Genomic DNA, 25,014 nt, shown 5'->3' with positions numbered 1-25,014 from the left:
GCTCGTCGGACTACACATCCCCATCACCTCCTTTCATGAATAGCGTCTAGCTGTTGATTCCTCGAAAAATGAAAAAACACCCCTCTACGAAAGAAGGGTGTTCAATAGAAAAACAATATCATCAAATAAACCCTCTTCGTAGAGCTTTAGCACTATATGGCATAGGATGATATCATCCAGCTACATTAAAAACTACCTTAGGTCGATAGTTCCTGTTGACCCATTGGTGTCTTTCGACATTTCTGGGCAGTAGCGTATCTCCATATAGGAGCCTCACCTAACGAGGAATCCTAACTTCAATTATCAATTGCAAACCCACTATACAGGCCATTCAATGCTTTGTCAAACCAAGGCGGACTTTTACTCAATATGGTACTAGGATACTGTCTAATTAAAAAATTAATATAGATCTTTCATTAGGGGGAGGGAATATTCTCTGAACAATAATTCAGCACGTTAATTGAGAAATCGAAGGTTGAAATAAATACATTCCTTTCAGTTTAGAGATCGTAAATAACATATTACTTTGTAGTCCGATGTAATTTTGTGTCTCATTATTGGCGTATTAACACAGTTTTCTGGATTGCCGAGAGTATTATTATTGACAATGAATAGAGTTTATATAATAATGAGTATGTAATTAGAATTATTATAGTTAAGCAGTGATAGTTGGAATTTAATTATTACTGTAGTTTAGGGCGCGATGAAATGTCCTAAACTAACTATGCAAAAAAACACAACACATAGGAGGAATTTTTCATGTCTTTAATTGGAAAAGAAATACTTTCATTCAATGCATCAGCGTACAATAGTGGTACTGGCGAGTTCATCGAGGTCTCTGAACAAAATCTTAAGGGTCAGTGGAGTGTCGTTTGCTTTTACCCAGCAGACTTTACATTCGTTTGTCCAACTGAATTAGGAGATCTTCAAGATCAATATGCGACACTTAAAGAACTTGGTGCTGAAGTATATTCTGTTTCAACAGATACGCATTTCACACATAAAGCATGGCATGATCACTCAGATGCGATTAGCAAACTTGAATATATTATGATCGGTGATCCTTCTCAAACAATTTCACGCAACTTTGATGTGTTGGATGAAGCAGCAGGTCTAGCACAACGCGGTACATTCATTATTGATCCAGATGGCATTGTCCAAGCAGCTGAAATCAATGCAGACGGAATCGGTCGGGATGCAAGCGTTCTTGTTAATAAAATCAAAGCAGCACAATATGTTCGCAACAATCCAGGGGAAGTTTGCCCGGCTAAATGGAAAGAAGGCGAAGAAACACTTAAGCCTAGCCTAGACCTTGTAGGTAAAATTTAAGGAGTAGATTTAATAATGCTTGATGCAGATATTAAAGCACAATTAGCCCAATATCTTGAAATGATGGAGGGAGATGTGCTGCTAAAAGTTAGTGTGGGAGAAGACAAGGTTTCGCGTGAAATGGCGTCATTAGTGGATGAATTAGCCACTATGTCATCCCGCATTAAAGTAGAAATGGTGGATTTGGAAAGAACACCAAGCTTTAGCGTCAATCGGATCGGTGAAGATACGGGCATTACGTTTGCCGGTATCCCACTTGGACACGAATTCACTTCATTAGTTCTTGCTCTATTGCAAGTGAGCGGCAGAGCTCCGAAAGTAGACGAGAAAGTAATCGAACAAGTGAAAAATATCGAGGGCGAGTATCACTTTGAATCGTATATCAGTTTGAGCTGTCAAAACTGTCCAGAAGTTGTACAAGCACTTAATGTTATGAGTGTGTTAAACCCGAATATTACTCATACGATGATTGATGGCGCAGTGTTTAAAGAGGAAGTCGAAAGTAAAAACATTCTGGCTGTCCCAACGGTATACTTGAACGGAGAACCGTTCTCGAGCGGCCGTAAATCACTGGAAGAGATTCTAGCTGAGATGGGAAGCGGGCCAGATGCATCAGAATTCGCTGACAAAGATCCATTTGATGTACTAGTCGTTGGTGGTGGACCTGCTGGTGCAAGTGCTGCAATTTATGCCGCTCGTAAAGGTATCCGTACGGGTATTGTTGCCGATCGTTTCGGTGGGCAGATTCTTGACACGGCTGCGATCGAAAACTTCATTAGTGTGAATCGTACGGAAGGTCCTAAGCTTGCGGCAAGTCTAGAAGAGCACGTCAAAGACTATAATATTGATGTGATGAATTTACAGACTGCAAAACGTTTGGAAAAGAAGGACCTCATCGAAATCGAGCTAGAAAACGGTGCTGTTCTAAAAAGTAAATCCGTTATTCTTTCAACAGGAGCCCGTTGGCGTAATGTCGGCGTCCCTGGCGAAGCTGAATTCAGAAATAAAGGGGTCGCATACTGTCCACACTGTGATGGTCCTTTGTTTGAAGGCAAAGACGTTGCTGTCATCGGCGGAGGGAACTCCGGTATCGAGGCCGCAATTGACCTAGCCGGAATTGTGAACAAAGTAACCGTTCTTGAATTTGCATCTGAGTTGAAGGCTGATTCTGTTCTGCAAGAACGTCTGTATAGTCTTCCGAATGTAACGGTTCACAAGAATGTTCAAACGAAAGAGATTACAGGAACCGACAGTGTGAATGGTATCACGTACATCGAACGAGACTCAGGTGAGGAAAAGCATATCGAACTAGCTGGCGTATTTGTTCAAATCGGTCTTGTGCCGAATACAGATTGGCTTGGTAATGCAGTCGAACGCAATAAATTCGGCGAAATCGTTGTCGATAAGCGTGGAGCGACAAATGTACCTGGAGTATTTGCTGCAGGAGACTGTACGGATAGTGCGTACAAACAAATCATTATTTCAATGGGATCAGGAGCGACGGCATCTTTAAGTGCGTTCGACTATCTAGTCCGGAATTAATGAATGGGTATGAACTATTGAATTGGATTAATTGCTATTCGGAAGAACAGGTCAAAAGTGACCTGTTCTTTTTTGTTTTAATAATTTATTGGTGAATTGTAGCATGTAAGCTGGTAGACGTAAAAAAACTGAATTGCTAATACTTATAAAGGAAGCGCTTATAAGGAATAAGCGAGAAACCGCATCTCTCTGAACAATTCAGAGTTCAATATGGCGATATCATTAAAGTGCATTACAAGTTATGGAGATAATAGGTAGAGGCGATGACCAACAACGCAATGCTTAATATATAGGCATCCTGAAAATGCTTTCTCAGTGTTTGTAATCTTTCCAGATAGGGTAACATAGTGCTAATACTGGTTACTAACGGTATGTTGTTTTTGTGCGCTTGATTTACAACATGTATAGAGGAGGTATTCTGTTGGGAAAAGGTAAAAACAATGAGAAGCAGAATGGGCAAGAGGTGAAGCGTGAAACCCTTACGACACGGCAAGGGCATCCAGTTGTAGATAATCAAAATATACGTACGATTGGAGACCGTGGTCCAGCTACATTGGAGAATTACCACTACATCGAGAAGATCTCTCACTTTGATCGTGAAGAAATCCCTGAACGTGTCGTACATGCTCGGGGCAGTGGCGCGTTCGGTTATTTTGAGACATATGGAAAAGCTGGAGATGAACCGGTAGAGAACTATACACGTGCCAAAGTATTTTCGGGAGCCGGTAAACGGACCCCGGTTCTCGCGCGCTTTTCAACGGTCGCTGGTGCAAAGGATTCCCCTGAAACGGCTCGGGATCCACGAGGTTTTGCGGTAAAGATGTATACCGAAGACGGTAACTGGGACTTGGTCGGCAATAATTTAAAGATTTTCTTCGTCCGCGATGCGATGAAATTCCCAGATATGATCCATGCATTTAAAGCGGATCCTGTTTCCAATGTGCCACACCCGCAACGAATGTTTGACTTCGTTTCACGCTCGCCGGAATCGATTCATATGATTACCTTCTTGTTCTCGCCGTGGGGTATTCCAGCAACATATCGTCACATGCAAGGCTCCGGAGTCAACACGTATAAGTGGGTCAATGATAAAGGAGAAGCTGTTCTTGTGAAATATCACTGGGAGCCGAAACAGGGAATCCGCAACTTGACACAGGAAGATGCGAATGCCATTCAAGCAAAAAATGTTGGACATGCGACACAGGATTTGCATGAAGCGATAGAGCGCGGAGACTATCCTGAATGGGAAATGTTTGTACAGATTATGGAGGATGGCTATCATCCTGAACTTGACTTCGATCCGCTCGATGATACAAAACTTTGGCCTGAAGATAAATTTCCATGGCTGCCAGTTGGGCGTATGGTACTCGATCGTAATCCGGAAGATTTCCATACGGATATTGAACAAGCTGCATTTGGCACAGGAGTATTAGTAGATGGCATGGATTTTTCGGATGACAAGATGCTGCAGGGCCGTACATTTTCCTACTCCGATACACAGCGTTACCGGGTAGGAACCAATTACTTGCAGCTACCTGTGAACGCGCCTAAAACAGCAGTCCGAACTAATCAGCAACGCGGTCAAATGGATCACCGCGACCCGCGTGAATCAGGTGAAAATCCACATATCAATTACGAACCATCTATGCTTGGCGGATTTAAGGAAAATGGTGCAGAACGACCTCCGCATCGACCAACATATAACGCAGCTGCAATGAGCGCACCGATTGACCGCCCGAATAATTATGGCCAGGCAGGCGAAACGTTTCGTAGCTTTGAAGAGTGGGAACGAGAAGAATTAATTAAAAACCTATCGGACGCACTCGCTGTTTGTGATCCAAGCATTCAAGACGCAATGGTGGAGCATTTTACGAAGGCAGACGAGAACTATGGCCGTCTTGTAAAAGAAGGCATTGGCCAGAAAATGAAGGAACTGAAGGAAATGTCGGCAGAGCAAACCATTCCAGGACGTGAATCCGGACAGTCGAAATTTGGACAAGGCACGCCTGAAGCAAAAGAGGCTGTTGAAGACGCAGTAGAAAAAGGACATGAGGCAGACCCTTATTAAGGTGCCAAACCAGTATCGCCCTTATCTCTCTTCCCCTGAGAGATAAGGGATTTTTAAATTCAGGAAAATTCAAATGTCAATGTTTGTAGGCATTGCCGCAAATCTTAACTGGTATTTTATTAATGAAAAACAATTGACATACAAATTTATGTAATATAACATAATTGTCAACCGAGTGGTTTTATTAGTTGACTAAAGTAGGGGGATACTGGGAATGACAGATTCAAGATCTAAACTTCAAATGATGATTGTCACTGCATTATTTGCGGCAATTATTGGGGTAATGGCACAGCTGACCATTCCGCTGCCGTTGGTTCCGATTACCGGGCAAACATTGGCAATTGGTTTGGCTGCAACGATTTTAGGTTCTCGTTATGGAACTATTTCAGTGCTTGTTTATTTAGCGATGGGTGCGGTAGGAATTCCTGTGTTTTCAGGGATGTCTGCAGGATTAGGTGTCGTTTTTGGTCCGACAGGTGGATTCCTCGTTGGCTTTATTCCGGCTACATTCATTATGGGGTATTATATGGAACGCACTAGTTTTTCTTTTGGGCAGGCCATGATTGCAAATGTTATTGGAATGTTCATCACGTTGTTCTTCGGAACAGTTTGGCTGAAATTTATAGCTGAACTTTCTTGGACTGCTGCATTTATGGCAGGATTTGTACCGTTCTTAATTGGCGGGTTCATCAAAGCGTTTCTTGCTGCATGGGCAGGGATATTGATACGTGGTCGATTAATGGCTAATCGGTTATTGCTTGCTTAAAGTGAATAAGGTACCAAGTTCGCAGGAGGATCTGGATACATTGCGAACTTGGTACCTTTTATTGGGTTTCAGCATAATTGCAGAATTTACTTTTAGAAAGTTATTTCCTCATGGATAGCTAAAACTTGCTTTAAAGATTTTAGCTGTGAGTTAGGTAAAGGGAGTATAGGCAAACGTACGCCCCCGACAGGTACCCCTTTTAAGTTTAATGCCGCTTTAACAGATGATGGGTTCGGTGCGGCAAAGAGTTCTTTCATGATTGGCAGAAGACAGCGGTGTTCGTTGGCTGCTTCCTGGACGTTGCCATTTTTGAAATGGTTGATCATCGTTTGCATTTCATTACCGATCACGTGTGCAGACACGGAAACGACTCCTGTTCCGCCGATTGCTAGTACGGGAAGTGTTAGTCCATCATCACCGCTATATAAGGAGAAGTCCTTAGGCGTATGGTCAATGATCTCAGCCATCGTATCTAAATTTCCGCTCGCTTCTTTGACAGCAACGATGTTCGGAATTTCGGCTAGTCTGATGATCGTCTCTGCACTCATGTTGACAGCACTGCGTCCAGGAATATTGTACAGCATAACTGGCAGTGAAGTAGCTTCTGCAATTGTCTTGAAGTGCTGATACATGCCTTCTTGACAAGGCTTATTGTAATAAGGCGCAACGAGCATGATCGCATCGACTCCGGCGTCCTCCGCTTGTCTTGTCAGTTCAATTGATTCTCTCGTGTTGTTTGTACCTGTTCCAGCAATGACTGGTGCTCTTCCACCGGTCACTTCCACGGTGAACTTGAATAGCTCCACTTTTTCTTCGTTCGTCAACGTAGGCGATTCTCCCGTTGTACCTGAAACGACCAGACCATCCGATCCATTGGCAAGTAAATGATTGATCAAGTTTTTGGTAGCGGCAAAGTCAATTTCTCCTCGTCCATCAAACGGAGTTACCATAGCAGTTACAATTTGTCCAAAATTCATCTTTTCTCCACATCCTATCTTTTTATTAAAAAACATAGAGGGTGGAGGGCGGGTAAGTCATTGAACGCAAAAAGCAGCAACGAGGGGCTCGTTACTGCTTTGAAATAATGAATTATTTCTTTGCAAGATAGCCCTCCATATAGTCGCCTATATGACAATTCTGCACTTGTTCAGCCCAGAACCAGCTTCGAGACAATGAGAATCTCTTCCGCTTCGGCAAATTCCCCTTTCCACAATCTTCATAGGATCTCATCATCCTCGAATTGTGTACTGATGGTTTTTGCGCCTCTATCCTTACTTCGAAGGTTTCGAAATAAGTGAATGTTTAATTACTACCACTCTACCTGTTATCTAATGCAATTGCAACTTAAACTTATTGAAACTTTAAATGCTGAATCTTATAGAGATTTTTGATGTTCTTTTTTGTCTTTATAAATGCTAAAGATTTATTTTCGTGAATAACTTTTTATCAAAAATCAACGATGCTTAAGTTGGTAGTGATGGTATAGCTTTCCTATATAATCTAAAAAGTTAGATAACGCATAGTTAAATGCTATAACCTTATATATAAAAGTTATTTGTAATGTTTAGACTATTAAAATATACTTACAATAAGATGATGATGTGGTAATAAAAGTTTTTTAGTATATAAGAATAAATAGGGGGTTAAGGGACTAAGGTTGAACTTCATTATCTTGAGGCCGAAAATGTAAGCGGTTAAATTGTCTGAATCGACATCTCGTATTAATTTTTCGTTTTATTTTTTTAAAAGTTTAGTAGTTTTAAAAACTATTAGGGGGTAATTACATGATGAAGAAAATCTTGATGTTTGCAATAATGGCATTCGCTCTTATTATTGCTGGTTGCGGAGATTCTGGCGACACAGCCGAGGGTGCTGAAAGTGGGTCCTCAGATAAAAAGTACAAGATGACTATTTCTAACTCAGTTGAAGAAGATTCTGCACTTCATAAAGGGCTAATGGAGTTTAAAAAAGTAGCAGAAGAAAAATCTGACGGAAGATTGCAAGTTGAAGTGTTTTCTAACGGAGAGCTTTACGCATCTGAAAGAGAAGCCATTGAAGCTGTGCAGGCTGGTAACATTCAAGCAGCGAGTCCAGCCACTGCACCTCTTACAAACTTCGTAAAAGAATTTATGGCTCTTGATTTCTTATTCGTATTCGATGATGTAGAAGATGCGAATAGCAAATTGGATGGGGAGTTAGGCGATCTCCTAAAAGAAAAGTTGGAGGAGAATCAGCTGAAAGGTATAGGTTGGGGCAGTGCAGGTATGACTCAGATGACCAACAACATAAAACCTATTGAGAAGATTGAAGATTTTAAAGGAATGAAACTTCGTACGATGGAAAATAACATTCACTTGGATAGCTTGAAAGAGTTGGGAGCTAATCCACAACCGTATGCATTCGGTGAATTATATTCTGCACTCCAGCAAAATATTTTTGACGGCATGCAAACGACGGCCCAATTGATCGATAGCTCGAAAATTTATGAAGTTCAGGAATATATGACAGTGATGAATCATTCATTTACAGCGGAATCACTTGTTATGAATAAAGCTTTTTACGATTCATTGCCTGAAGATCTTCAGTCTGTTGTTGATGAAGCAGGAGATGCATTTACAAAGCATGAGAGAGAAGTATCCGTAGAGTATGATGAAAAAGCAATGGAACTTTTAGAAAAAGAGCTTAAAGTAAATGTTTTACCTGATGAGACAAAAAAGGCGATTATCGAAAAGTTAAAGCCTGTTTATGACAAGTATGAAAAGGAACTTGGCCACGACATCATGGAATTAGTAAGAAACTAATATATTAATTATGCAAATTCATCCCGATTGTCAATTCTATATCGATAATCGGGAGAAATTTTAAACTAAAACATTTCGGCTGTCGTAATAGTAAGAACGCAATAATGCGTCAAGCGTATAGTAGTAAACACTCTATATAAATGCATCTAAGAGCAAGAAAGTCATGCTATATATCGAATGAGTGGAGAGGGTAAATGGTGAAGAAATTTCTACATTTCATAAAGAAATTCGAAGAGATATTTTTAATACTTACAATGGTTGCTATTTTACTTATGATTTTTAGTCAGGCTCTATTCCGTTATTTCCTAGGAAGTGGTCTGATTTGGGGCGAAGAGTTTGCAAGGTATATCCACGTTGCCCAAGTTTGGATTGGTGCAAGTTTAGCCATCAAAACAGGCGGCCATATCCGAGTAACTGTTTTTAGAGATTTACTTAACGAGAAATGGAAAAAACTATTAGATCTTTTGGCTACATTTTTATTTTTCTCGTTCATGGTATTCATCACCTTTAAAGGAACACAGTTTATCCTACAGCTAGTAGAAACAGGTCAAAAAGCGCCTTCTATGGGGATTCTTATGGCGATACCATACACGGTGATCCCTCTTGGTGCATTTTTAATGGTTCTTCGATTAATCCAGCAATTTAGAAACATTATAAAAGGCGATTTATTGGAAGAAGATATAGAGGGGGTAGAACAATGACGATAGCGGTTTTATTTATCAGTTTTTTTGTTCTCATGTTAATTGGCGTCCCCATCGCTATATCTCTTGGTGCATCCGCTTTATTTACTATGATAGTTGCTACTGATCTACCATTAGGTTCCATCGTGCAACAAGCATTTACTTCTCTCGATTCATTTTCTTTACTGGCGATTCCATTATTCATTTTAGCGGGAGTTCTAATGAGTCAAGGCGGCGTCTCAAAGCGTTTACTGCGCTTGGCGGATGTTTTGGTAGGCTACTTAACTGGTGGATTAGCTATCGGTACAGTCCTTGCAAGTATGTTCTTTGCCGCTATCTCAGGATCTGGACCTGCGACAGTAGCGGCAATCGGTTCATTTATGATCCCTTCTATGGATAAAAAAGGATACGACAAACCGTTTGCTGCAGCAGTAACAGCTACTGCTGGTTCCATCGGAGTTATTTTACCGCCGAGCATTCCGTTCATTATGTTTGGAATCGTAGGTGGAGTATCCATTGGAGGCCTATTTTTAGCAGGGATTATTCCTGGAATCTTGGTTGGGCTCGCTTTAATGTTCGTTTCATATCGGACTGCTAAGAAAAGAAATTTTCCAACAGAGGGTAAGTTCCCTACTTTCTTGGAAGTTCTAAAAGCGATTAACTATGCGAAATGGGCTCTGTTGATTCCAGTAATTATTCTTGGAGGAATTTATAGTGGCTTTTTCTCTCCGACTGAATCAGCGGCTGTCGCTTGTATGTATGCACTGTTTATCGGGCTTTTTGTATACAAAGAGTTGACTTTTAAGAAATTATACAGTGTTTTCCTTGAAGCAACTCTATTAAATATTCCGGTTATTATCATAATTAGTTTCTCTATTTCTTTTGCTTACTTATTAAGTATCGAGCGGATTCCGGCAACGATTGCACAGTTCATTACCGGCATATCGGAAAATATGATCATCACCATGTTATTGGTCAGTGCATTTTTATTCGTAGTCGGGATGTTTATCGATACGATTTCGGCAGTGGTCATATTAACACCAATCCTATTGCCTGTCGCTGTGGCGGTAGGTATCGATCCGATTCATTTTGGCGTCATCATGGTATGTAACTTGGCAGTCGGCTATGTTACACCGCCACTTGGAGTCAATTTGTTTGTAGCTTCACATATTAGTAAGGTTTCAATTGAGCGGATCAGCCGCGCATTGGTACCGTTTATTATAGCGATGCTTGTTGTTATCGTAATTATTATTATGATTCCTCAACTATCAACTTTTATTCCTAATTTAGCTAAGTAACATCACAGAAGACAGGAGCTGTATTTGCACATGAGATGGAGAAATACTGTAAAAGAGATTGCCCCTTATATTCCGGGAAAATCAATCGAAGCGGTGAAAAAAGAATTACAACTGGAGCATGTGCATAGACTTGCATCGAATGAAAACCCGCTCGGCCCATCCCCGAAAGCAAAAGAAGCAATGGAGCGGGCGATCCAAGAAGTTCATTTGTATCCAGATGCATCTGCAACAAAGTTACGGGAACGGCTCGCCCAGTTGTATGCAATCCGGCCTGGACAAGTGTTAACTGGCAATGGAGCAGATAATATTATTTCATTAGTAATCAGCGCCTATATCGATGAAGATGATGAAGTCGTGTACTGTAGTCCGACTTTCCCGGCGTACCGTTCCTCCACCCTATTAATGGGTGGAAAGCCGGTGGAAGTACCACTAACAGAAGAGTGGGCATATGATTTAGATGCTATACGAGAAAAAATTACTGACAAGACAAAGCTGATTTTTATATGTAATCCGAATAATCCTACAGGAACAATCGTAGAGGATTCAGCTCTTCTGCAGTTTATCCAAGAAGTTCCTGAACATGTGACCGTCGTGCTGGATGAGGCATATATCGAATATATTCGAAAAGATCAATATAAGACAGGAATCGATTACTTTAAGGCTGGCCACCCCATCATCACAATTCGAACATTTTCAAAGTTTTATGGCTTGGCGGGGTTGAGGATTGGGTATGCCATTGCATCAGAAGAACTTCTGGAACCGATTCTGCGTCTGCGCGAACCATTTGCTTGTAATCGAGTTGCGATCGAAGCAGCAGTAGCTACATTGGATGATCAAGAATTCACTGAAGAACATTATGAAATGAATGAGGCAGGAAAAGAATACTTAACTCAAAAGTTTTCAGAATTAGGGTTTTCCGTGTTTCCTTCCTATACAAATTTCTTATTTGTTCATGTGAAATCGGATGTACAAAAACTATTTAATAAGCTGCAAGAAAAAGGATTGATCGTTCGCCCATGTACTCCATGGGGATTAGAACAATATGTGCGTGTGTCGATTGGGACGCAAGAGCAAAATGAACTGCTAGTGGAGATATTAAATCAATACGATAGGGAGTGAAGTTAAGCATATGACAAAGAAAAAAGTATGGATACTGGATGACGAATGGTTTTCACACGATGTAGAGATGGGGATTTACAGTGACCATGATATTGAATATAAAGTGACAAGAAGTGAAACGGTTAAAGAAGATTTGGAGTCGTTTGGGAAATATGCGGATGGAATTGTAGCACAAATCGGTTTTCCTTGTGGTAGGAACATTATATCGGAATTGAAGAACTGTAAAATAATTGCTGCTTCTGGGGTGGGATTCAATCATATTGACATGGATGCAGCTACAGAAAAAGGAATCTATGTAACGAATATGGCTGATTATTGTATCGATGAAGTGTCTGATCACACAATTGCATTGGCATTGGGCGTAGCGAGAAGACTTCGTGCTTATAACGAACAAGTAAGAAACTTGGGATGGAATCCGCTTGATACATTACCGATCAAGCGGTTAAGAGGAAGAACAGTCGGTTTGCTTGGTTTTGGAAGAATCGCAAAGGAGGTAGCGAGGAAGTTTCAAGTATTCGGTGTTCACGTGATTGCTCATGATAAATTTGTACCGGAGGAAGCATTTGCTGAGCTTGGAGTCGAATCCGTTACACTGGACGGGCTTCTGGAACGGTCAGACATTTTAAGTTTGCACGTCCCGCTTACGGAACAAACGAAAGGTTTACTTGATTACGATCGTATGAAACAAATGCAGGAAGGTTCAATTATAATCAATACATGCCGCGGTGCAATAATCCAAGAAGAAGCATTGTCCAAAGTTATTAAAGAAGGCCATATTGCTGGCGCAGGGTTAGACGTACTGGCAGAAGAGCCGCCGAGTAAAACTCTTGATCTTCTTTATATGGATGAAGTTTTTGTGACACCGCATTCATCTTATGTATCCGTTGAATCAGAGTATGAGTTGCGTTCCCGAACTAGTTTGAATGTCATCCGGACACTTGAAGGGGAGAGGCCGGAATTTGTACTAAATACTATTAAAGAGAAAGCTGTCTAAATCTATGATTCTTTGAAGAATGTTTTTGTTATATCGACGAATTCTTCAATAACCGGAGGAAGATACCGGTTTTTAATAAAAGCAATATAGACAGTTCTTGAAAGACTTGTATCCGTCAGTTTTTTTATGGTCAATGAGGGATGGTCTGGCGTTCTAAGATAGTTTTCAGGGACAATCGTGATGCCAAGACCTTCCTCTACTAAGGCGCAAGCAGTTTCAAATCGTTCTATTTCAAAATGGATATTCGGTCTTATCCCTGACTTGCGATACTCATTTAAGATATCATCGCGCGTCTGGAAACCTTCCTTACATATGATGAATTCTTCATCTTGTAAATCGTGTATGGAAAGATTGGTTGCATCCTGCAGAGCATGTCCTTTTGGCAATAAAGCAACCAGTTTTTCATTATAAATAGGGATCATTTCAATCTCATCACTTTCAAAAAGCTGGTTCGTAATTGCGAGATGTATCTTATAATTTTTTAACGCAGTTTCTACTTGTTTTAATCCAAGTACTTCCAACAATCTGATGTGTATGTCTGGATGTGTTTTGGTGTATGAGGCAAGTACTTTCGGCAGCCAAAATCGTACTGATTCAATCAGACCAATATGTAATTCAAGTGGTCCATCCTGTTTCAATCGTATTGTTTCTTTTTGAAAGTAATTAAAGTGGTTTAGCAATTTCTTCGCTTCTTCGTATACAATTTCTCCCTCTTTCGTCAGAGAGATATTCCTCGTGTTGCGTTCGATTAATTTAATTCCGACTTGCTCTTCAATCTTTTTAATTGCAGAACTTAAAGATGGTTGTGAGATATACAGTGCTTTGGCGGCTTGTGTAAAACTTCCCTCTTCTATTAAAGTCGTGAAATATAGTAATGAACGATGATCCATCTGACAACCTCCTCACAGAACAATCTTAATCTTCTTTCTAATTATACCACATTCCCTTAAGCTATTATTGTATAGCCTAAAGTTATATATCGGGTAGGGGACAACTTCTATATAAATCAGTATTTTAAGGAAAAGGAGTGTCATTGATGTCAAACATCTTAATTTCTCCGACAGGGCATGAAATGAGCTGTAAGAGCTGGGAAATTGAAGGCTTGTTACGTCTTTTTTTAAATAGTATAGATCCACGAGTCGCAGAAAGTGGAAAAGATTTAATCGTATATGGCGGCAGAGGAAAGGCCGCACGTAATCATAAGGCGGCAAACGCGATAATTCATGAACTGAGACAGCTGAATCCTGACGAAACATTGCTAATTCAATCTGGTAAACCAGTAGGTAAATTTAAATCTTTTCCCAACTCCCCGCGAATCGTTAATGCATCTTCAGTTTTGGTTCCTCATTGGTCTACAGATGAAGAATTCAGTAAGTTAAACGAAAAAGGATTAACGATGTATGGACAATCTACAGCTGCATCGTGGGCTTATATTGGTGTTCAAGGGGTGTTGCAAGGAACATTTGAGACAATGGGCGAAATTGCGAAAAGACATTTTGACAACACATTACAAGGGAAGATTTTGTTGACTTCAGGACTTGGCGGGATGGGTGCGGCACAGCCTTTGTCTGTCACCATGCATGGCGGAGTGTGTATCATTGTGGAAATTTCTGAAGAGAAGATTAATCAGCGATTAAAGAATAATTATTGTGATATCAAAGCAGATACACTGGAAGAAGCGATCCGTTTGGCGCAAGAGGCTGTTGAAGCGAAAAAGCCATTGGCCATCGCATTGATGGGGAATGTAGCAGATCGTTATCGAGAAGCATTGAATTTAAATTTCCTGCCGGATATCGTGACGGATCAGACATCTGTCCATGATCTTCAAATGGGCTATATTCCGAGTGGATTGGATATTGAACAGGCGAAAACTCTGCGCAAAAAGAATCCAGCACTCTATTACGATTTGATTAAAGAATCATTGATTCAGCACGTAGGTGCAATGGTTACTTTTAAGGAGCGTGGGGCCATTGCTTTTGAATATGGAAATAATCTTCGCAAGCAAGCCTATCAGGCGGGTTTTGATAGGGCATTCGAGTTGCCTGGCTTCGCATCGGAATATTTACGCGCACACTATTGCGAAGGAAGAGGGCCTTGTCGCTGGATCGCCTTATCGGGTAATCCAAATGATATCTATAAAATCGATGAAGTGATTCTGGAAGAGTTTGAGGATGACAAACGTGTCTCTCGTTGGATCGAGTTTGTACAGGAGAAGATTTATTTTTATGGATTGCCTGCACGTACCTGTTGGCTTGACTATAAGGAAAGAGAGCGCATCGGTGTGATTATTAATGAAATGGTACGTTCGGGAGAATTGTCTGCTCCCATCGCGATAACAAGAGATCACTCGGAAGGCAGTACGATGGCTGCTCCATTCAGAGAGACGGAAAATATGGCTGATGGAAGTGACATGGTTGCGGATTGGCCGATCTTAAATGCGATGTTGAATGCGAGTGCAGGGGCTTCGATGGTCAGTATCCAAAACGGCGGCGGCGTCGGCATCGGCAATTCGGTCCATTCGGGGATGACAGTCATTGCTGACGGCAGCGAAGAAGCATCCGAACGCTTGAGAAAAGTTCTGGTTGTTGATCCGGGTATGAGTATTATTCGCCATGCAGATGCAGGATATGAAGACGCCATTACCTCATTGGATAGAATAAAAATGAGCAAGAGGTGAGGTTGTTTTGCAAAATACTACGACGGTATTGAAAAGAGAATTAAGAAAGCAAAAGAGGGAAGAAGCTTACATATTACGTTCGGTTCGAGAGAGCTTGGCATACGATCTATTGCATGGGAATATAAAGAATGCGAAAGAGATTTGGGAGCGGAGTCAATTAGCCGAACTCCCACTGATCCCGAATACCGTACTCTTTCTAAGTATCGATCATTTTTCAAGGCTTGTTGAGAATAAAGGGGAGATGTGGAAGAATGCCTTGAGGGAAGAAGTTCTTCGGGCAATCCGCGAATGTAATTTACAATACGAATCCTTAAAGGTACTGGTCACGCAAGAGAAGTATGCTATATTACTTGCTCTGCCTGTGCAAATAGAAGAAAAAAACTATAAAGCTCTTTCAGTCGAATATGCGGAAAAAATCCGTACAGCAATTAATCAGAAAACGGAATATACCGTGACGATTGGGATCGGAAATTATTATGAAGATGCGCGTAATTTACATCTCTCTTTTCGAGAAAGTGAGCAAGCACAAACATATCGACTTTTTTCAACAGAGAACTCTATTATCCATATTGATGACTTGGACATTTTCGAGACAACGGAATACTATGATTTTAAAGTGCGCATCCAATCGATAACGGAGAAGTTTTCATTAGGAGATATAAAAGCTGTTCTTCACAGGTGGGAAGAGATTTATGACTCAATCGTTAAACACGTCCATATCAAGCCCGAAGAATTCCGACTGCAAGTGCTAGATCTTTTATTTTCGTTGTCTAAATCTGCTATACAAAATGGGGCCAGTCCGAAAAATATGATGCCTTTACAGATCAAGCACGCAAAGGAACTGCATGATTTAGAAACATTGGCTGAAATCGATAAATGGGTCAGGACCATCATCAATGAATATAACCTGCAAGTGAACGAAGGACATAATGAACAGTCATTAAAGTCTGTTCAAGAAATACTACAATATATTGAAGAGCATTTCCAAGAAGAAATCGGACTTGAGACTGTGGCTGCACAGGTCAATTTGAGTCCGAACTATGTGAGTGCTATTTTCAAACAAACAACCGGAAGTTCGTTTAGCTATTATGTAACTGATCGCAGGATGAAAAAAGCAAAACATTTATTGGAAGATTTTAATATGACGGTATATGAAATTGCAGAGACGATCGGCTATAGTTCTTCCCAGTATTTCAGCAGGGTGTTCAAAAATCATGTTGGGATGACGCCGAGTGCGTATAGAAATAGTTTACATTCAACTAAATATTGAGGCATAGCCATTCGAGGTGTCAGGAGACCCTTTCGAATGGCTATGCCTTGTTACTCAACCTATTTCCGTTTAAAATATTAGACTTTTCATTCAGTATAGAATATTACAATAAGAAAGTGTACTATATCGTATAAATTTCTACTGTTAATAAATACACCTTTTGTTAAAGTAGAAATAAGGAAATGTAAGCGTTTTATATTTGCACTGGAAGTGAGGGTGATTTAAATGAAACAACCATTAGAAGGCATTAAGGTATTAGATTTTTCAAGAGTCTTGGCAGGACCTTATTGTACAATGCTGCTAGCCGATATGGGAGCAGAAGTTATAAAAATCGAACGTCCGGAATCGGGCGATGATACACGTCATTTCGGTCCTTTCCAAAATGGGGAAAGTGGTTATTTTATGTTTTTGAACCGAGGAAAGAAAAGTATTGAGATGAATTTAAAAGATCCTTCCGATCGTGAAAGTTTAATGAGATTAATTAAGGAAGCAGACGTCATTGTAGAAAACTTCCGCCCAGGCGTTATGAAAAGCTTGGGACTTGATTATGAATCTCTTAAAGAAGTGAATAAGGGTTTGGTCTATTGCTCCATTTCGGGATTCGGTCAATATGGTCCGCTAACAAAACGTCCAGCGTATGACCTTGTTGCACAGGCAATGGGCGGGATTGCGAGCATTACAGGCCATCCTGACAATCCGCCTACTCGGTCGGGGGCTTCCATAGGTGATATGAGTGCAGCATTATATGCAGCATATGGTGTGATGGTCGCACTATTCCACCGGGAAAGAACAGGTATTGGTCAAGCAATTGATGTTGCTATGGTGGACACGATTTTCTCTTTGCTCGAGCATAACGTCATGCGCTATACATCTGAGGGAGTAGTTCCTGAGCGTATCGGAAGCCGTCACCCGATTAGTGCACCGTTTGATGTATATGAAAGTAAGGAAGGCAGCATTGTTATTGCGACAGCGAATGATCCGTTATTCGTCAAACTGTGTAAAGTGATGAATACAGAACATCTACTGGACGATGAGCGGTTCAAGACAGATATTTTACGCGGTGAAAATGAAGCCGAATTAAAAGTGTTCATTGAAGAATGGCTTTCCAACTATACAGCAGACGAAGCAGTGGAATTGATCAGTGAAGCAGGTGTCCCTTGCTCCACCATTTTAAACATTGCTGAAATTAGTGAGAGTGACCATATTAAAGAACGAGAGATGCTACTGGAGGTTGAACACCCTGTAGCAGGAAAAACGAGAATTCCTGGAAACCCTGTGAAGTTGTCGGCAACACCTGTAAAAGTGACATCACCGAGTCCAGCTTTAGGCGAGCATAACGATATGATCAAAAATCTGATGAAAAGTGAGTGATTGTAGATGGATTTCAATTTGACAGATGAACAGAAAAGTATTCGAGATATGGTACGAGATTTTACTAGAGAAGTTATTTCCCCGAAAGCAGAAGAAATTGATCAAGAAAACCGCTTTCCAGAAGAACATATTCCCAAAATGGCAGAACTGGGTCTTCTCGGGATTGCTTATCCGGAAGAAGACGGAGGAGTAGGTGCGGATGCCATTGCGGAAGCGATCGCTGTAGAAGAAATTACGTACGGCTGTGCCGCGACAGGTTCTATTTTAACGGCGCATTACTTAGGGATTGACGGACTCTACCTTGCTGCCAACAAAGAGCAGAGAGAAAAGTATCTAGTCCCCGGTTGTCAAGGTGAAAAGCTATTCGCTTTTTGTCTGACTGAACCAAACGGTGGGACGGATGTAGGTTCCATGAAAACAAATGCTCGTCTGGATGGGGACAATTACGTTATTAACGGCTCGAAAATCTTTATCACAAACGGAGCGTATGCAGATACGCTAGTAGTGTATGCGAAAACGGATACTTCAAAAGGTACAAAAGGAATCAGCGCATTCATCGTTGAGAAAGGAACGCCTGGTCTATCCTTTGGTGCTGGTGATGATAAAATGGGGATCCGCGGCGCGAAGACCGATGAAGTGATTTTCGAAAACTGTGTTATTCCGAAAGAAAATCGTGTGGGAGAAGAAGGAGAAGGCTTCAAAATTGCCATGACAGTCGTCGACCGCGGGCGAATTGGAATTGCGGCGATGGCAGTAGGACTTTCTCAAGCTGCGTTAGACGAGGCAGTCAACTATTCGAAAGAACGTGAGGCATTTGGAAAACCGATTTCGAATTTCCAAGGTTTACAGTGGATGTTGGCGGAAATGGAAGCAGATGTTGCGGTGAGCCGCTTGTACACATATTTCTCGGCAAGTTTAAAGGATAAGGAAAATTACCGTTTGTCCAAAGAGGCTTCAATTGCAAAGTTAATTACCTCAGAAGCATCCAACCGTGTTGTCAACAAAGCAGTGCAAATTCATGGGGGCTATGGTTACATGAAAGAATACAAGGTAGAGAGACTATATCGGGATCAGCGGATATTAGAAATATTCGAAGGGACATCACAAGTTCAAAAAATGGTCATTTCCAGTTACTTAGTATAATAAAGGGAGTGTTTTTCTTGAGTAGTTTGAAGGTCGAAAATATCCGTGCGCCGCGTGGCAATGAATTGACATGTAAAGGTTGGACACAGGAAGCTGCCATGCGGATGCTGATGAATAATCTGGATCCCGAAGTGGCGGAAAACCCTGCTGAACTTGTCGTTTATGGTGGTATCGGAAAGGCTGCACGAAACTGGGAAAGTTATCATGCAATCATTAATGAATTAAAAGAATTGGAGAATGATGAAACGTTATTAATTCAATCGGGTAAACCGGTTGGCAAATTTCGAACATATGAGAACTCTCCAAGAGTGCTGATTGCAAATTCCAATCTAGTTCCTGCTTATGCAAACTGGGAAAACTTCAATAAGTTAGACAAAGAAGGTCTCATGATGTATGGGCAAATGACAGCAGGCAGCTGGATTTATATTGGTGCTCAAGGGATTCTCCAAGGGACATACTTAAGTTTCGTCGAAGCCGGAAAGAAAGTATTCGGCAGCCCAGATTTGACAGGAAAGTTTATACTGACCGGTGGTATGGGTGGAATGAGCGGGGCGCAGCCACTTGCAGGTAAAATGGCAAAAGCGGTTATTTTAGTAGTAGAAGTCGACAAGAAGCGTATTGAAAGAAAAATTAACGAACGTTACTGTGATTATATCTATGAAGATTTGGATGAAGCATTGAAAAAAGTGAAGGAGCTTACTGAGAAAGGTGAAGCGGCTTCAATTGGGCTAGTAGGAAACTGTGCGGATGTCTACCAAGAGATTCATGATCGCGGAATTGTACCTGACATTGTGACGGATCAAACGAGTGCCCATGATCCTAGGAATGGCTATGTACCAAGTGGAATGACGTATGAAGAAGCACTGACATTAAGAGACGAAGATCCCGAAAAATATGAAAAGCTTTCTCTTGAAACAATTGCGAAGCATGTAAGAGCGATGCTGGCTTTACAAAAAGCGGGAGCCGAGACATTTGATTATGGAAATAATATTCGTCACTACGCAAAGGAACAAGGAGTAGAAAATGCGTTTGACTTCCCCGGTTTCGTTCCGGCATACTTACGTCCGTTGTTCTGTGAAGGAAATGGGCCGTTCCGCTGGGTGGCGCTTTCCGGTGATCCAGAAGATATTTATAAGACCGACAAATTGGCCAAAGAAATGTTCAGTGAAAATAAAGTCCTGACCAATTGGATTGATATGGCGCAGGAAATGGTCGAATGGCAAGGTCTTCCGGCAAGAATTTGTTGGCTAGGCTACGGCGAGCGTCATAAATTCGCATTAAAAGTCAATGAAATGGTCGCAAGTGGTGAGATAAGCGCTCCGATTGTATTTGGCCGAGATCACTTAGACAGCGGATCGGTAGCTTCTCCGAATCGTGAAACAGAATCGATGAAAGATGGCAGTGATGCAGTGGCGGACTGGCCGATTTTGAATGCGCTTGTGAATACAAGTGGTGGAGCAAGCTGGGTAAGCCTTCATCACGGCGGTGGCGTGGGAATGGGGTACTCCATCCATGCCGGTCAAGTATTAGTGGCGGATGGAACAAAAGAAGCAGCTGAGAAAATTGAACGTGTGCTCGTTTCCGATCCAGGCATGGGCGTGATACGACATGCGGATGCAGGATACTCAAGAGCGATTGAAGTTGCGGAAGAGCGCGAAGTTCATATTCCCATGAAAAAGTAAAAGGTTGTAATGTGTAGAAACATGTTATCTGTTTGCCTGATAAACAGGGCTGCTTAAGAAGTCATTTTCAGCTGACTTTTTGGGCGGTCCTTCTTTTTGTCAAAGAAAAGCTCTTTGGTCATTTTGACGCTTGGTACGGAGTGGAATATACAGTGTGTGGGAGTAGCGTCTGCTTTTTTTAAAAAAGAAAAAGACTGTCGTCAACCCGACAGCCTTAGTGGCCACCATTGCAACTATTTATACCTGCAAGCTGCTACTTTTGATCAGCTAAAATAGAATGAATTATGTGTATTGAATCCCATTCACCCGATGAAAATTTGGTAATCGGATAATTTTTAGGAAATAGTTGTGTGTGGATTTCTTTCTCCCCATAGCCTTGCTTATGTAAGGCTAGTGTGCGTTCACGAAGTTTCTCAAGATATTCAAGTTTTTCTGTCAATGCTTTTCGCCCATCTTTTACATAACCTGCATGACAACAGAACATCTCTCCAAAATTATAAGACAGCGTTTTTTCAATGGATCGGATGATGATTGGGATGCTTTCATCGCGCAATACGACTTTCGTTTTCGGATGGACGTATAAATCTCCTGAAAATAGTTGGCCTGTTTCTTCATTTAAGAATGCTAGATGATCTGAAGCGTGGCCGGGGGTGGGGATAACTTTCCAATTCGCGTTACGTGATGTGAAAGTTTCGCCGATCGGCTCTGCCTCAAAAGGACGTCTTTTACCCCAAAAAAATTTTCGATACATTGGATATTTCGCTCTATCCGCACATTCTCCGATGGTCATTTTATTCATATAAATCGGCAGACCATGGTCAGTCTGCAGAAATCTTGCCCCGCCTGTATGATCTTCGTGTGAATGAGTAACGACGGCATAGTCGACGTCCGCTTTTGCAAAGAAAGGTTTGAATTTATTCAGCACCGACTGTGAACCTGTGTCAATCAGCACCCCATCTGTTTCAAAACAATGGACATTTAGCTTAACGCCTTTTAACGAGACCATCCCATTGATAAATTGTACACCGCTTACTTCCCCTTCACCTGCACTCTTTTTTATGAACACTTGCCCCACCTCTTTCTTGAAGCTTTAAAACAAGAGTACCATAAAATGAATGAGTATTCATCTGAGGAGTGTTAAGTTCTGATTATTTCAACTTTATCTAAATCACCGCCAGAACGCTAACATTAAAGCAAAGCCAAGTCCAATTGCCATTACGGTAAGAAATATGCCATCCATTAAACTATAGCGAGTCGGATAATAATATGTTCTGGCAGCCCCCATTTGATACTGTTTAGCTTCCATCGCAACGGCAATACGCTGAGCGCGGCGAATACTCTCTGCAAATAAGGGAACTGTATACATTTGCAGACGTTCATACATACCTTTAAGTCCCCGAGAAAACTGGATATTCCGTACCTTAAGAGCATTTCTGCGTATTTGAAGTTCTTCCGTTACGGCAGGAATCAAGCGAAAGGAAGCGATGAAGCTATAGGCATACTTGGAAGGTAGGCGAAATTGCTGCATCATCGCATAGAAAAATAGAATAGGTTGTATAGTCAGCAAAAAAGTAAATCCGACAAAGCCGAATGACAGCGATTTACTGCCGAGTAATAGTGCATGTTGAATACTTTCCTCGGAAATCTTGATGAGCCCCCATTGCCAAAGCACGGACTCGCCTTTACCGAAGAGCACGATGGTGAGAGCGGAAGAAAAGAAAGAAATGGCTAAGGGAATGGACAGCAAAGCAAGTTTTTTCATTGAATAACCGCTGAATCCGTAAAACAGAATGCCGTACAGCACTGCTTGCCAAACTGCAAACGACAAGTTCTGATTAAATAAGGTGATGAGCAGAAAAGCAAAGAAGATGATGAATTTGAGTGCAGGGTTTACTTTGAATAGCCATGTTTCTCGTCTAGGTGTGAACCATGCAAGCATTCAAATACACCTCCAACCATTTCATTGTTTGTATACAATACGCCGTCTGCCACTGTCCATACTGAAGTCGCAAAGTTTTTCACGATCTCCATGTCATGGGTCACCATGAGAATCGTAATTCCTTGAACGCGTAGCTGTTCAAGCTTCTCTAAAATCGCGAATGTATTGCGTGCATCTTGACCAAAAGTAGGTTCATCCAAAAGCAAAATATCCGTTTGCGGAGTCAAGGCAGTGGCCACACTTAAACGACGCTTTTGGCCCGTGGAAAGCTGATAAGGATGCCGTGTGCCTGAATTCGGTAAATTAAAGAGTTGCATTAAATCTGCCGCATAGTTCACTGCTTGAGGTTTGCCCATTTTATGCAGAGAGACCGTTAATTCTTCAGCTATCGAATTCGTCACAAATTGCAGTTCTGGATTTTGAAAGACGAGCGAGAGTCCTTTAGGCAACTGCTTTTTCCTTTTCTTCTGAATAACGCGTTCACCATTCACTTTATAGATGCCTTCAGTGCGTAATAATTGCATAAGAGAAAGAAGCAGCGTACTTTTTCCTGAACCATTTTCACCCGTGATCGCAATCCAGTCACCTGTTTTAGCCACTGCTTTCTTTGCAAAGATTTTCGGGGCAGTGCCACGAAAACCATGAAAGTCGTTGAGAAGGATCTTTTCAAATGAGGAAACTTGTTCACGTTCATGCATCATCGATTTAAAAGACTCAGATTCCTTATACTCATCCCACACACTTGGATACCAAATACCGTAGCGTTTCAATTCTTCTTGATAGTGCTTGAAAATGGTGGAAGGAGAGTCGTCCGCTAGAATAATTCCATGGTCATTAAACAAGACAACACGGTCTACCCAGTCTGCAATCAAGTCAATTTTATGCTCAACAATAATTACGGTTTTATCAGCAGTTGCTTGTTTAATAGATGACCAGATTTGTTCGGTGCCTTCGGGATCAAGTAATGCGGAAGGTTCGTCGAGAAACAGAACATCGGGCTTTAGCAGAAGTACGGAAGCAAGTGCAAGCCGTTGTTTCATCCCTTGAGATAGTTCAAGGATCGGTGTGTGTAAGTTTTCCAAATGTAGATCGACGCGTTTTAGCGCCTCTTCTATCAAAGGTGCCATATCGCTGCGCGGTACGTTCAGGTTTTCCAGTACAAAAGCGAGCTCTTCATCGACATATGACATACAGAACTGCGTATCGGGATCTTGAAAGACGAAGCCCCATGAGTCGGGCAGATTGATTTTATCGGCTTTCATTGGCAACTCAATGGAGTTCGGAACGATTCCGCTGAGCACTTGCAGTAACGTCGATTTTCCACAGCCGCTTGGTCCGAGCATGAGTACTTTTTCACCTGGCTGAACCGAAAAGGAGAGATCCTTGAAGATCAAGGAATCCTCTCCAGGAAATTTTAAACGCAGATTGGTTAGATTGATGGCATGTAGATTCGAATAATTCATCAAAATTTACCGATCCAGCATCGTATATTCTTTTTTATCGACTGGACGAATTAAAGACGTCACACCAGTTGCTTCGAGTGCCCGGACGATCAGCACGGCGAAAATCCCAGTGAAGATGAATGCACTGATGGCACGTAGTCCATATTTCACGATAAGTGCCCACGTTTCAAGTGCTGCATAACCATAGAACAAGTCGAGCGTAAAGCTGGCCAGGCATGAAGCGACGCCCGCTAATCCAGCAACTACCATTGAGAAGCGTTTATAACGGAACGCTGCAAACAGCAATTCTGCTGCAAGTCCCTGAACGAAACCATACATTAGAACTTCGATGCCATGCCCGGCAAATGCGGATAAACTAGCCCCTGCAATACTTGCGATCAGCGCTGTACCGGGTTTACGGATGAGCAGATAAGCAAATGGACCGACCATGAACCACATTCCATAAATCAGCTGACGTGCAACTGGCAGGATCGGCTTTACAACGGTATACAGATCATCCCAGAACTTCATCAGGATTCCGAAAACGACCCCGATCATAATCGTGATCAATAAATCTGTGAATTTCAATCTTTTCAATAGATCCCACTCCTTCTTTTTTTGCCTATACAAAAAAGCCGTCTGAAAGAGCAGACAGCCGAGGAGGGGACATGCAGGTCCCAGATATTCCCTTCGAACGCTCTCTACGCTGGCATTACCCAGATCAGATTAACGGTCAGCAGTGGTTTTATCTGCTATCTCAGCCTGATTCACTCAAGCACCCGTACGGACAATTATGTAAGCAGTCATAGTATACAACAGTCTAATTTATCTGGCAACCTGAGGCGCAATAGACTACATGTGAAAAAGTAAGAATTTGTGGCTGTGTTATTGTC

The 25,014-nt window shown here is 41.6% G+C and carries 20 protein-coding genes and 3 riboswitches; of the genes, 14 read left to right on the top strand and 6 right to left on the bottom strand.

Features of this window, described 5'->3' with window-relative positions; translation table 11 throughout:
* Nucleotides 1–125: 125 nt before the first annotated feature.
* A riboswitch (M-box (ykoK) riboswitch) is annotated at nt 126–292 on the bottom strand.
* A 467-nt stretch (nt 293–759) separates the two neighbouring features.
* The 4 genes from ahpC (at nt 760) to B5D59_RS17270 (ending at nt 5,705) form a co-directional block, all read left to right on the top strand.
* On the top strand, nt 760–1,329 hold the full coding sequence (ahpC, locus tag B5D59_RS17285; RefSeq protein ID WP_078818794.1) for an alkyl hydroperoxide reductase subunit C: 570 nt from the start codon (nt 760–762) through the stop codon (nt 1,327–1,329).
* A 12-nt stretch (nt 1,330–1,341) separates the two neighbouring features.
* Complete coding sequence (ahpF, locus tag B5D59_RS17280) at nt 1,342–2,871, top strand: alkyl hydroperoxide reductase subunit F (protein ID WP_078818793.1); 1,530 nt, start codon at nt 1,342–1,344, stop codon at nt 2,869–2,871.
* 400 nt (nt 2,872–3,271) lie between these two features.
* Complete coding sequence (locus tag B5D59_RS17275; protein ID WP_078818792.1) at nt 3,272–4,939, top strand: catalase; 1,668 nt, start codon at nt 3,272–3,274, stop codon at nt 4,937–4,939.
* Nucleotides 4,940–5,153: 214 nt separating this feature from the next.
* Nucleotides 5,154–5,705 (top strand): biotin transporter BioY, encoded by a 552-nt coding sequence (locus tag B5D59_RS17270; RefSeq protein ID WP_009498800.1) that lies wholly within the window; start codon nt 5,154–5,156, stop codon nt 5,703–5,705.
* 92 nt (nt 5,706–5,797) lie between these two features.
* On the opposite strand, the gene dapA is transcribed toward B5D59_RS17270, so the two are convergent.
* The gene (gene dapA, locus B5D59_RS17265; RefSeq protein ID WP_078818791.1) at nt 5,798–6,682 is read right to left on the bottom strand and encodes a 4-hydroxy-tetrahydrodipicolinate synthase; all 885 of its coding nucleotides are present in this window, start codon (nt 6,680–6,682) and stop codon (nt 5,798–5,800) included.
* A 120-nt stretch (nt 6,683–6,802) separates the two neighbouring features.
* A riboswitch (Lysine riboswitch) is annotated at nt 6,803–6,981 on the bottom strand.
* A gap of 508 nt (nt 6,982–7,489) precedes the next feature.
* On the opposite strand from dapA, the gene B5D59_RS17260 reads away from it, so the two are divergent.
* The 5 genes from B5D59_RS17260 to B5D59_RS17240 all read left to right on the top strand — a co-directional run bounded on the left by B5D59_RS17260 (nt 7,490) and on the right by B5D59_RS17240 (nt 12,597).
* Entirely contained in the window at nt 7,490–8,506 is a 1,017-nt protein-coding gene (locus B5D59_RS17260) for a TRAP transporter substrate-binding protein (protein ID WP_078818790.1), read from the top strand.
* 194 nt (nt 8,507–8,700) lie between these two features.
* Nucleotides 8,701–9,207: a TRAP transporter small permease gene (locus tag B5D59_RS17255; RefSeq protein ID WP_009498797.1), complete on the top strand. Its 507-nt coding sequence runs from the start codon at nt 8,701–8,703 to the stop codon at nt 9,205–9,207.
* On the top strand, nt 9,204–10,484 hold the full coding sequence (locus B5D59_RS17250) for a TRAP transporter large permease (RefSeq protein ID WP_078818789.1): 1,281 nt from the start codon (nt 9,204–9,206) through the stop codon (nt 10,482–10,484). The genes B5D59_RS17255 and B5D59_RS17250 overlap by 4 nt, the downstream gene beginning before the upstream one ends.
* A gap of 30 nt (nt 10,485–10,514) precedes the next feature.
* On the top strand, nt 10,515–11,603 hold the full coding sequence (gene hisC, locus B5D59_RS17245) for a histidinol-phosphate transaminase (protein ID WP_078818788.1): 1,089 nt from the start codon (nt 10,515–10,517) through the stop codon (nt 11,601–11,603).
* Nucleotides 11,604–11,613: 10 nt separating this feature from the next.
* Nucleotides 11,614–12,597, top strand: a complete 984-nt coding sequence (locus tag B5D59_RS17240; RefSeq protein WP_078818787.1) for a C-terminal binding protein — start codon at nt 11,614–11,616, stop codon at nt 12,595–12,597.
* Nucleotides 12,598–12,599: 2 nt separating this feature from the next.
* Here the strand turns inward: B5D59_RS17240 and B5D59_RS17235 are convergent, their stop codons facing one another.
* Entirely contained in the window at nt 12,600–13,487 is an 888-nt protein-coding gene (locus tag B5D59_RS17235) for a LysR family transcriptional regulator (RefSeq protein ID WP_009498793.1), read from the bottom strand.
* Between the two features lie 146 nt (nt 13,488–13,633).
* On the opposite strand from B5D59_RS17235, the gene hutU (B5D59_RS17230) reads away from it, so the two are divergent.
* The 5 genes from hutU (B5D59_RS17230) to hutU (B5D59_RS17210) all read left to right on the top strand — a co-directional run bounded on the left by hutU (B5D59_RS17230) (nt 13,634) and on the right by hutU (B5D59_RS17210) (nt 20,740).
* Nucleotides 13,634–15,274: a urocanate hydratase gene (gene hutU / locus B5D59_RS17230; protein ID WP_078818786.1), complete on the top strand. Its 1,641-nt coding sequence runs from the start codon at nt 13,634–13,636 to the stop codon at nt 15,272–15,274.
* Between the two features lie 7 nt (nt 15,275–15,281).
* Entirely contained in the window at nt 15,282–16,544 is a 1,263-nt protein-coding gene (locus tag B5D59_RS17225; protein ID WP_078818785.1) for an AraC family transcriptional regulator, read from the top strand.
* Between the two features lie 225 nt (nt 16,545–16,769).
* Complete coding sequence (locus tag B5D59_RS17220) at nt 16,770–17,915, top strand: CaiB/BaiF CoA transferase family protein (protein ID WP_078818784.1); 1,146 nt, start codon at nt 16,770–16,772, stop codon at nt 17,913–17,915.
* A gap of 6 nt (nt 17,916–17,921) precedes the next feature.
* Entirely contained in the window at nt 17,922–19,058 is a 1,137-nt protein-coding gene (locus B5D59_RS17215) for an acyl-CoA dehydrogenase family protein (RefSeq protein WP_009498789.1), read from the top strand.
* Between the two features lie 17 nt (nt 19,059–19,075).
* Nucleotides 19,076–20,740 (top strand): urocanate hydratase, encoded by a 1,665-nt coding sequence (hutU, locus tag B5D59_RS17210; RefSeq protein WP_078818783.1) that lies wholly within the window; start codon nt 19,076–19,078, stop codon nt 20,738–20,740.
* A gap of 253 nt (nt 20,741–20,993) precedes the next feature.
* Here hutU (B5D59_RS17210) and B5D59_RS17205 read toward each other — a convergent pair whose 3' ends face one another.
* The 4 genes from B5D59_RS17205 to B5D59_RS17190 all read right to left on the bottom strand — a co-directional run bounded on the left by B5D59_RS17205 (nt 20,994) and on the right by B5D59_RS17190 (nt 24,718).
* The gene (locus tag B5D59_RS17205; protein ID WP_176132626.1) at nt 20,994–21,806 is read right to left on the bottom strand and encodes an MBL fold metallo-hydrolase; all 813 of its coding nucleotides are present in this window, start codon (nt 21,804–21,806) and stop codon (nt 20,994–20,996) included.
* A 102-nt stretch (nt 21,807–21,908) separates the two neighbouring features.
* Nucleotides 21,909–22,679 carry an energy-coupling factor transporter transmembrane component T family protein gene (locus B5D59_RS17200; RefSeq protein ID WP_009498786.1) on the bottom strand — a complete coding sequence of 257 codons (771 nt, stop codon included), beginning with the start codon at nt 22,677–22,679 and terminating at the stop codon, nt 21,909–21,911.
* Nucleotides 22,631–24,073: an ABC transporter ATP-binding protein gene (locus B5D59_RS17195; protein WP_245799560.1), complete on the bottom strand. Its 1,443-nt coding sequence runs from the start codon at nt 24,071–24,073 to the stop codon at nt 22,631–22,633. Before B5D59_RS17195 ends, B5D59_RS17200 begins: the two co-directional genes overlap by 49 nt.
* Before the next feature lie 75 nt (nt 24,074–24,148).
* On the bottom strand, nt 24,149–24,718 hold the full coding sequence (locus B5D59_RS17190; RefSeq protein WP_281250685.1) for an ECF transporter S component: 570 nt from the start codon (nt 24,716–24,718) through the stop codon (nt 24,149–24,151).
* Nucleotides 24,719–24,802: 84 nt separating this feature from the next.
* Nucleotides 24,803–24,914: riboswitch (TPP riboswitch) on the bottom strand.
* Nucleotides 24,915–25,014 lie beyond the last annotated feature (100 nt).

The sequence above is a fragment of the Sporosarcina newyorkensis genome (assembly GCF_900167515.1).
GTDB classification, from domain to species: Bacteria; Bacillota; Bacilli; order Bacillales_A; family Planococcaceae; genus Sporosarcina; species Sporosarcina newyorkensis.
Note: the sequence above shows the minus strand (reverse complement) of the source record. Positions and strands in the feature narration are given on the sequence as shown.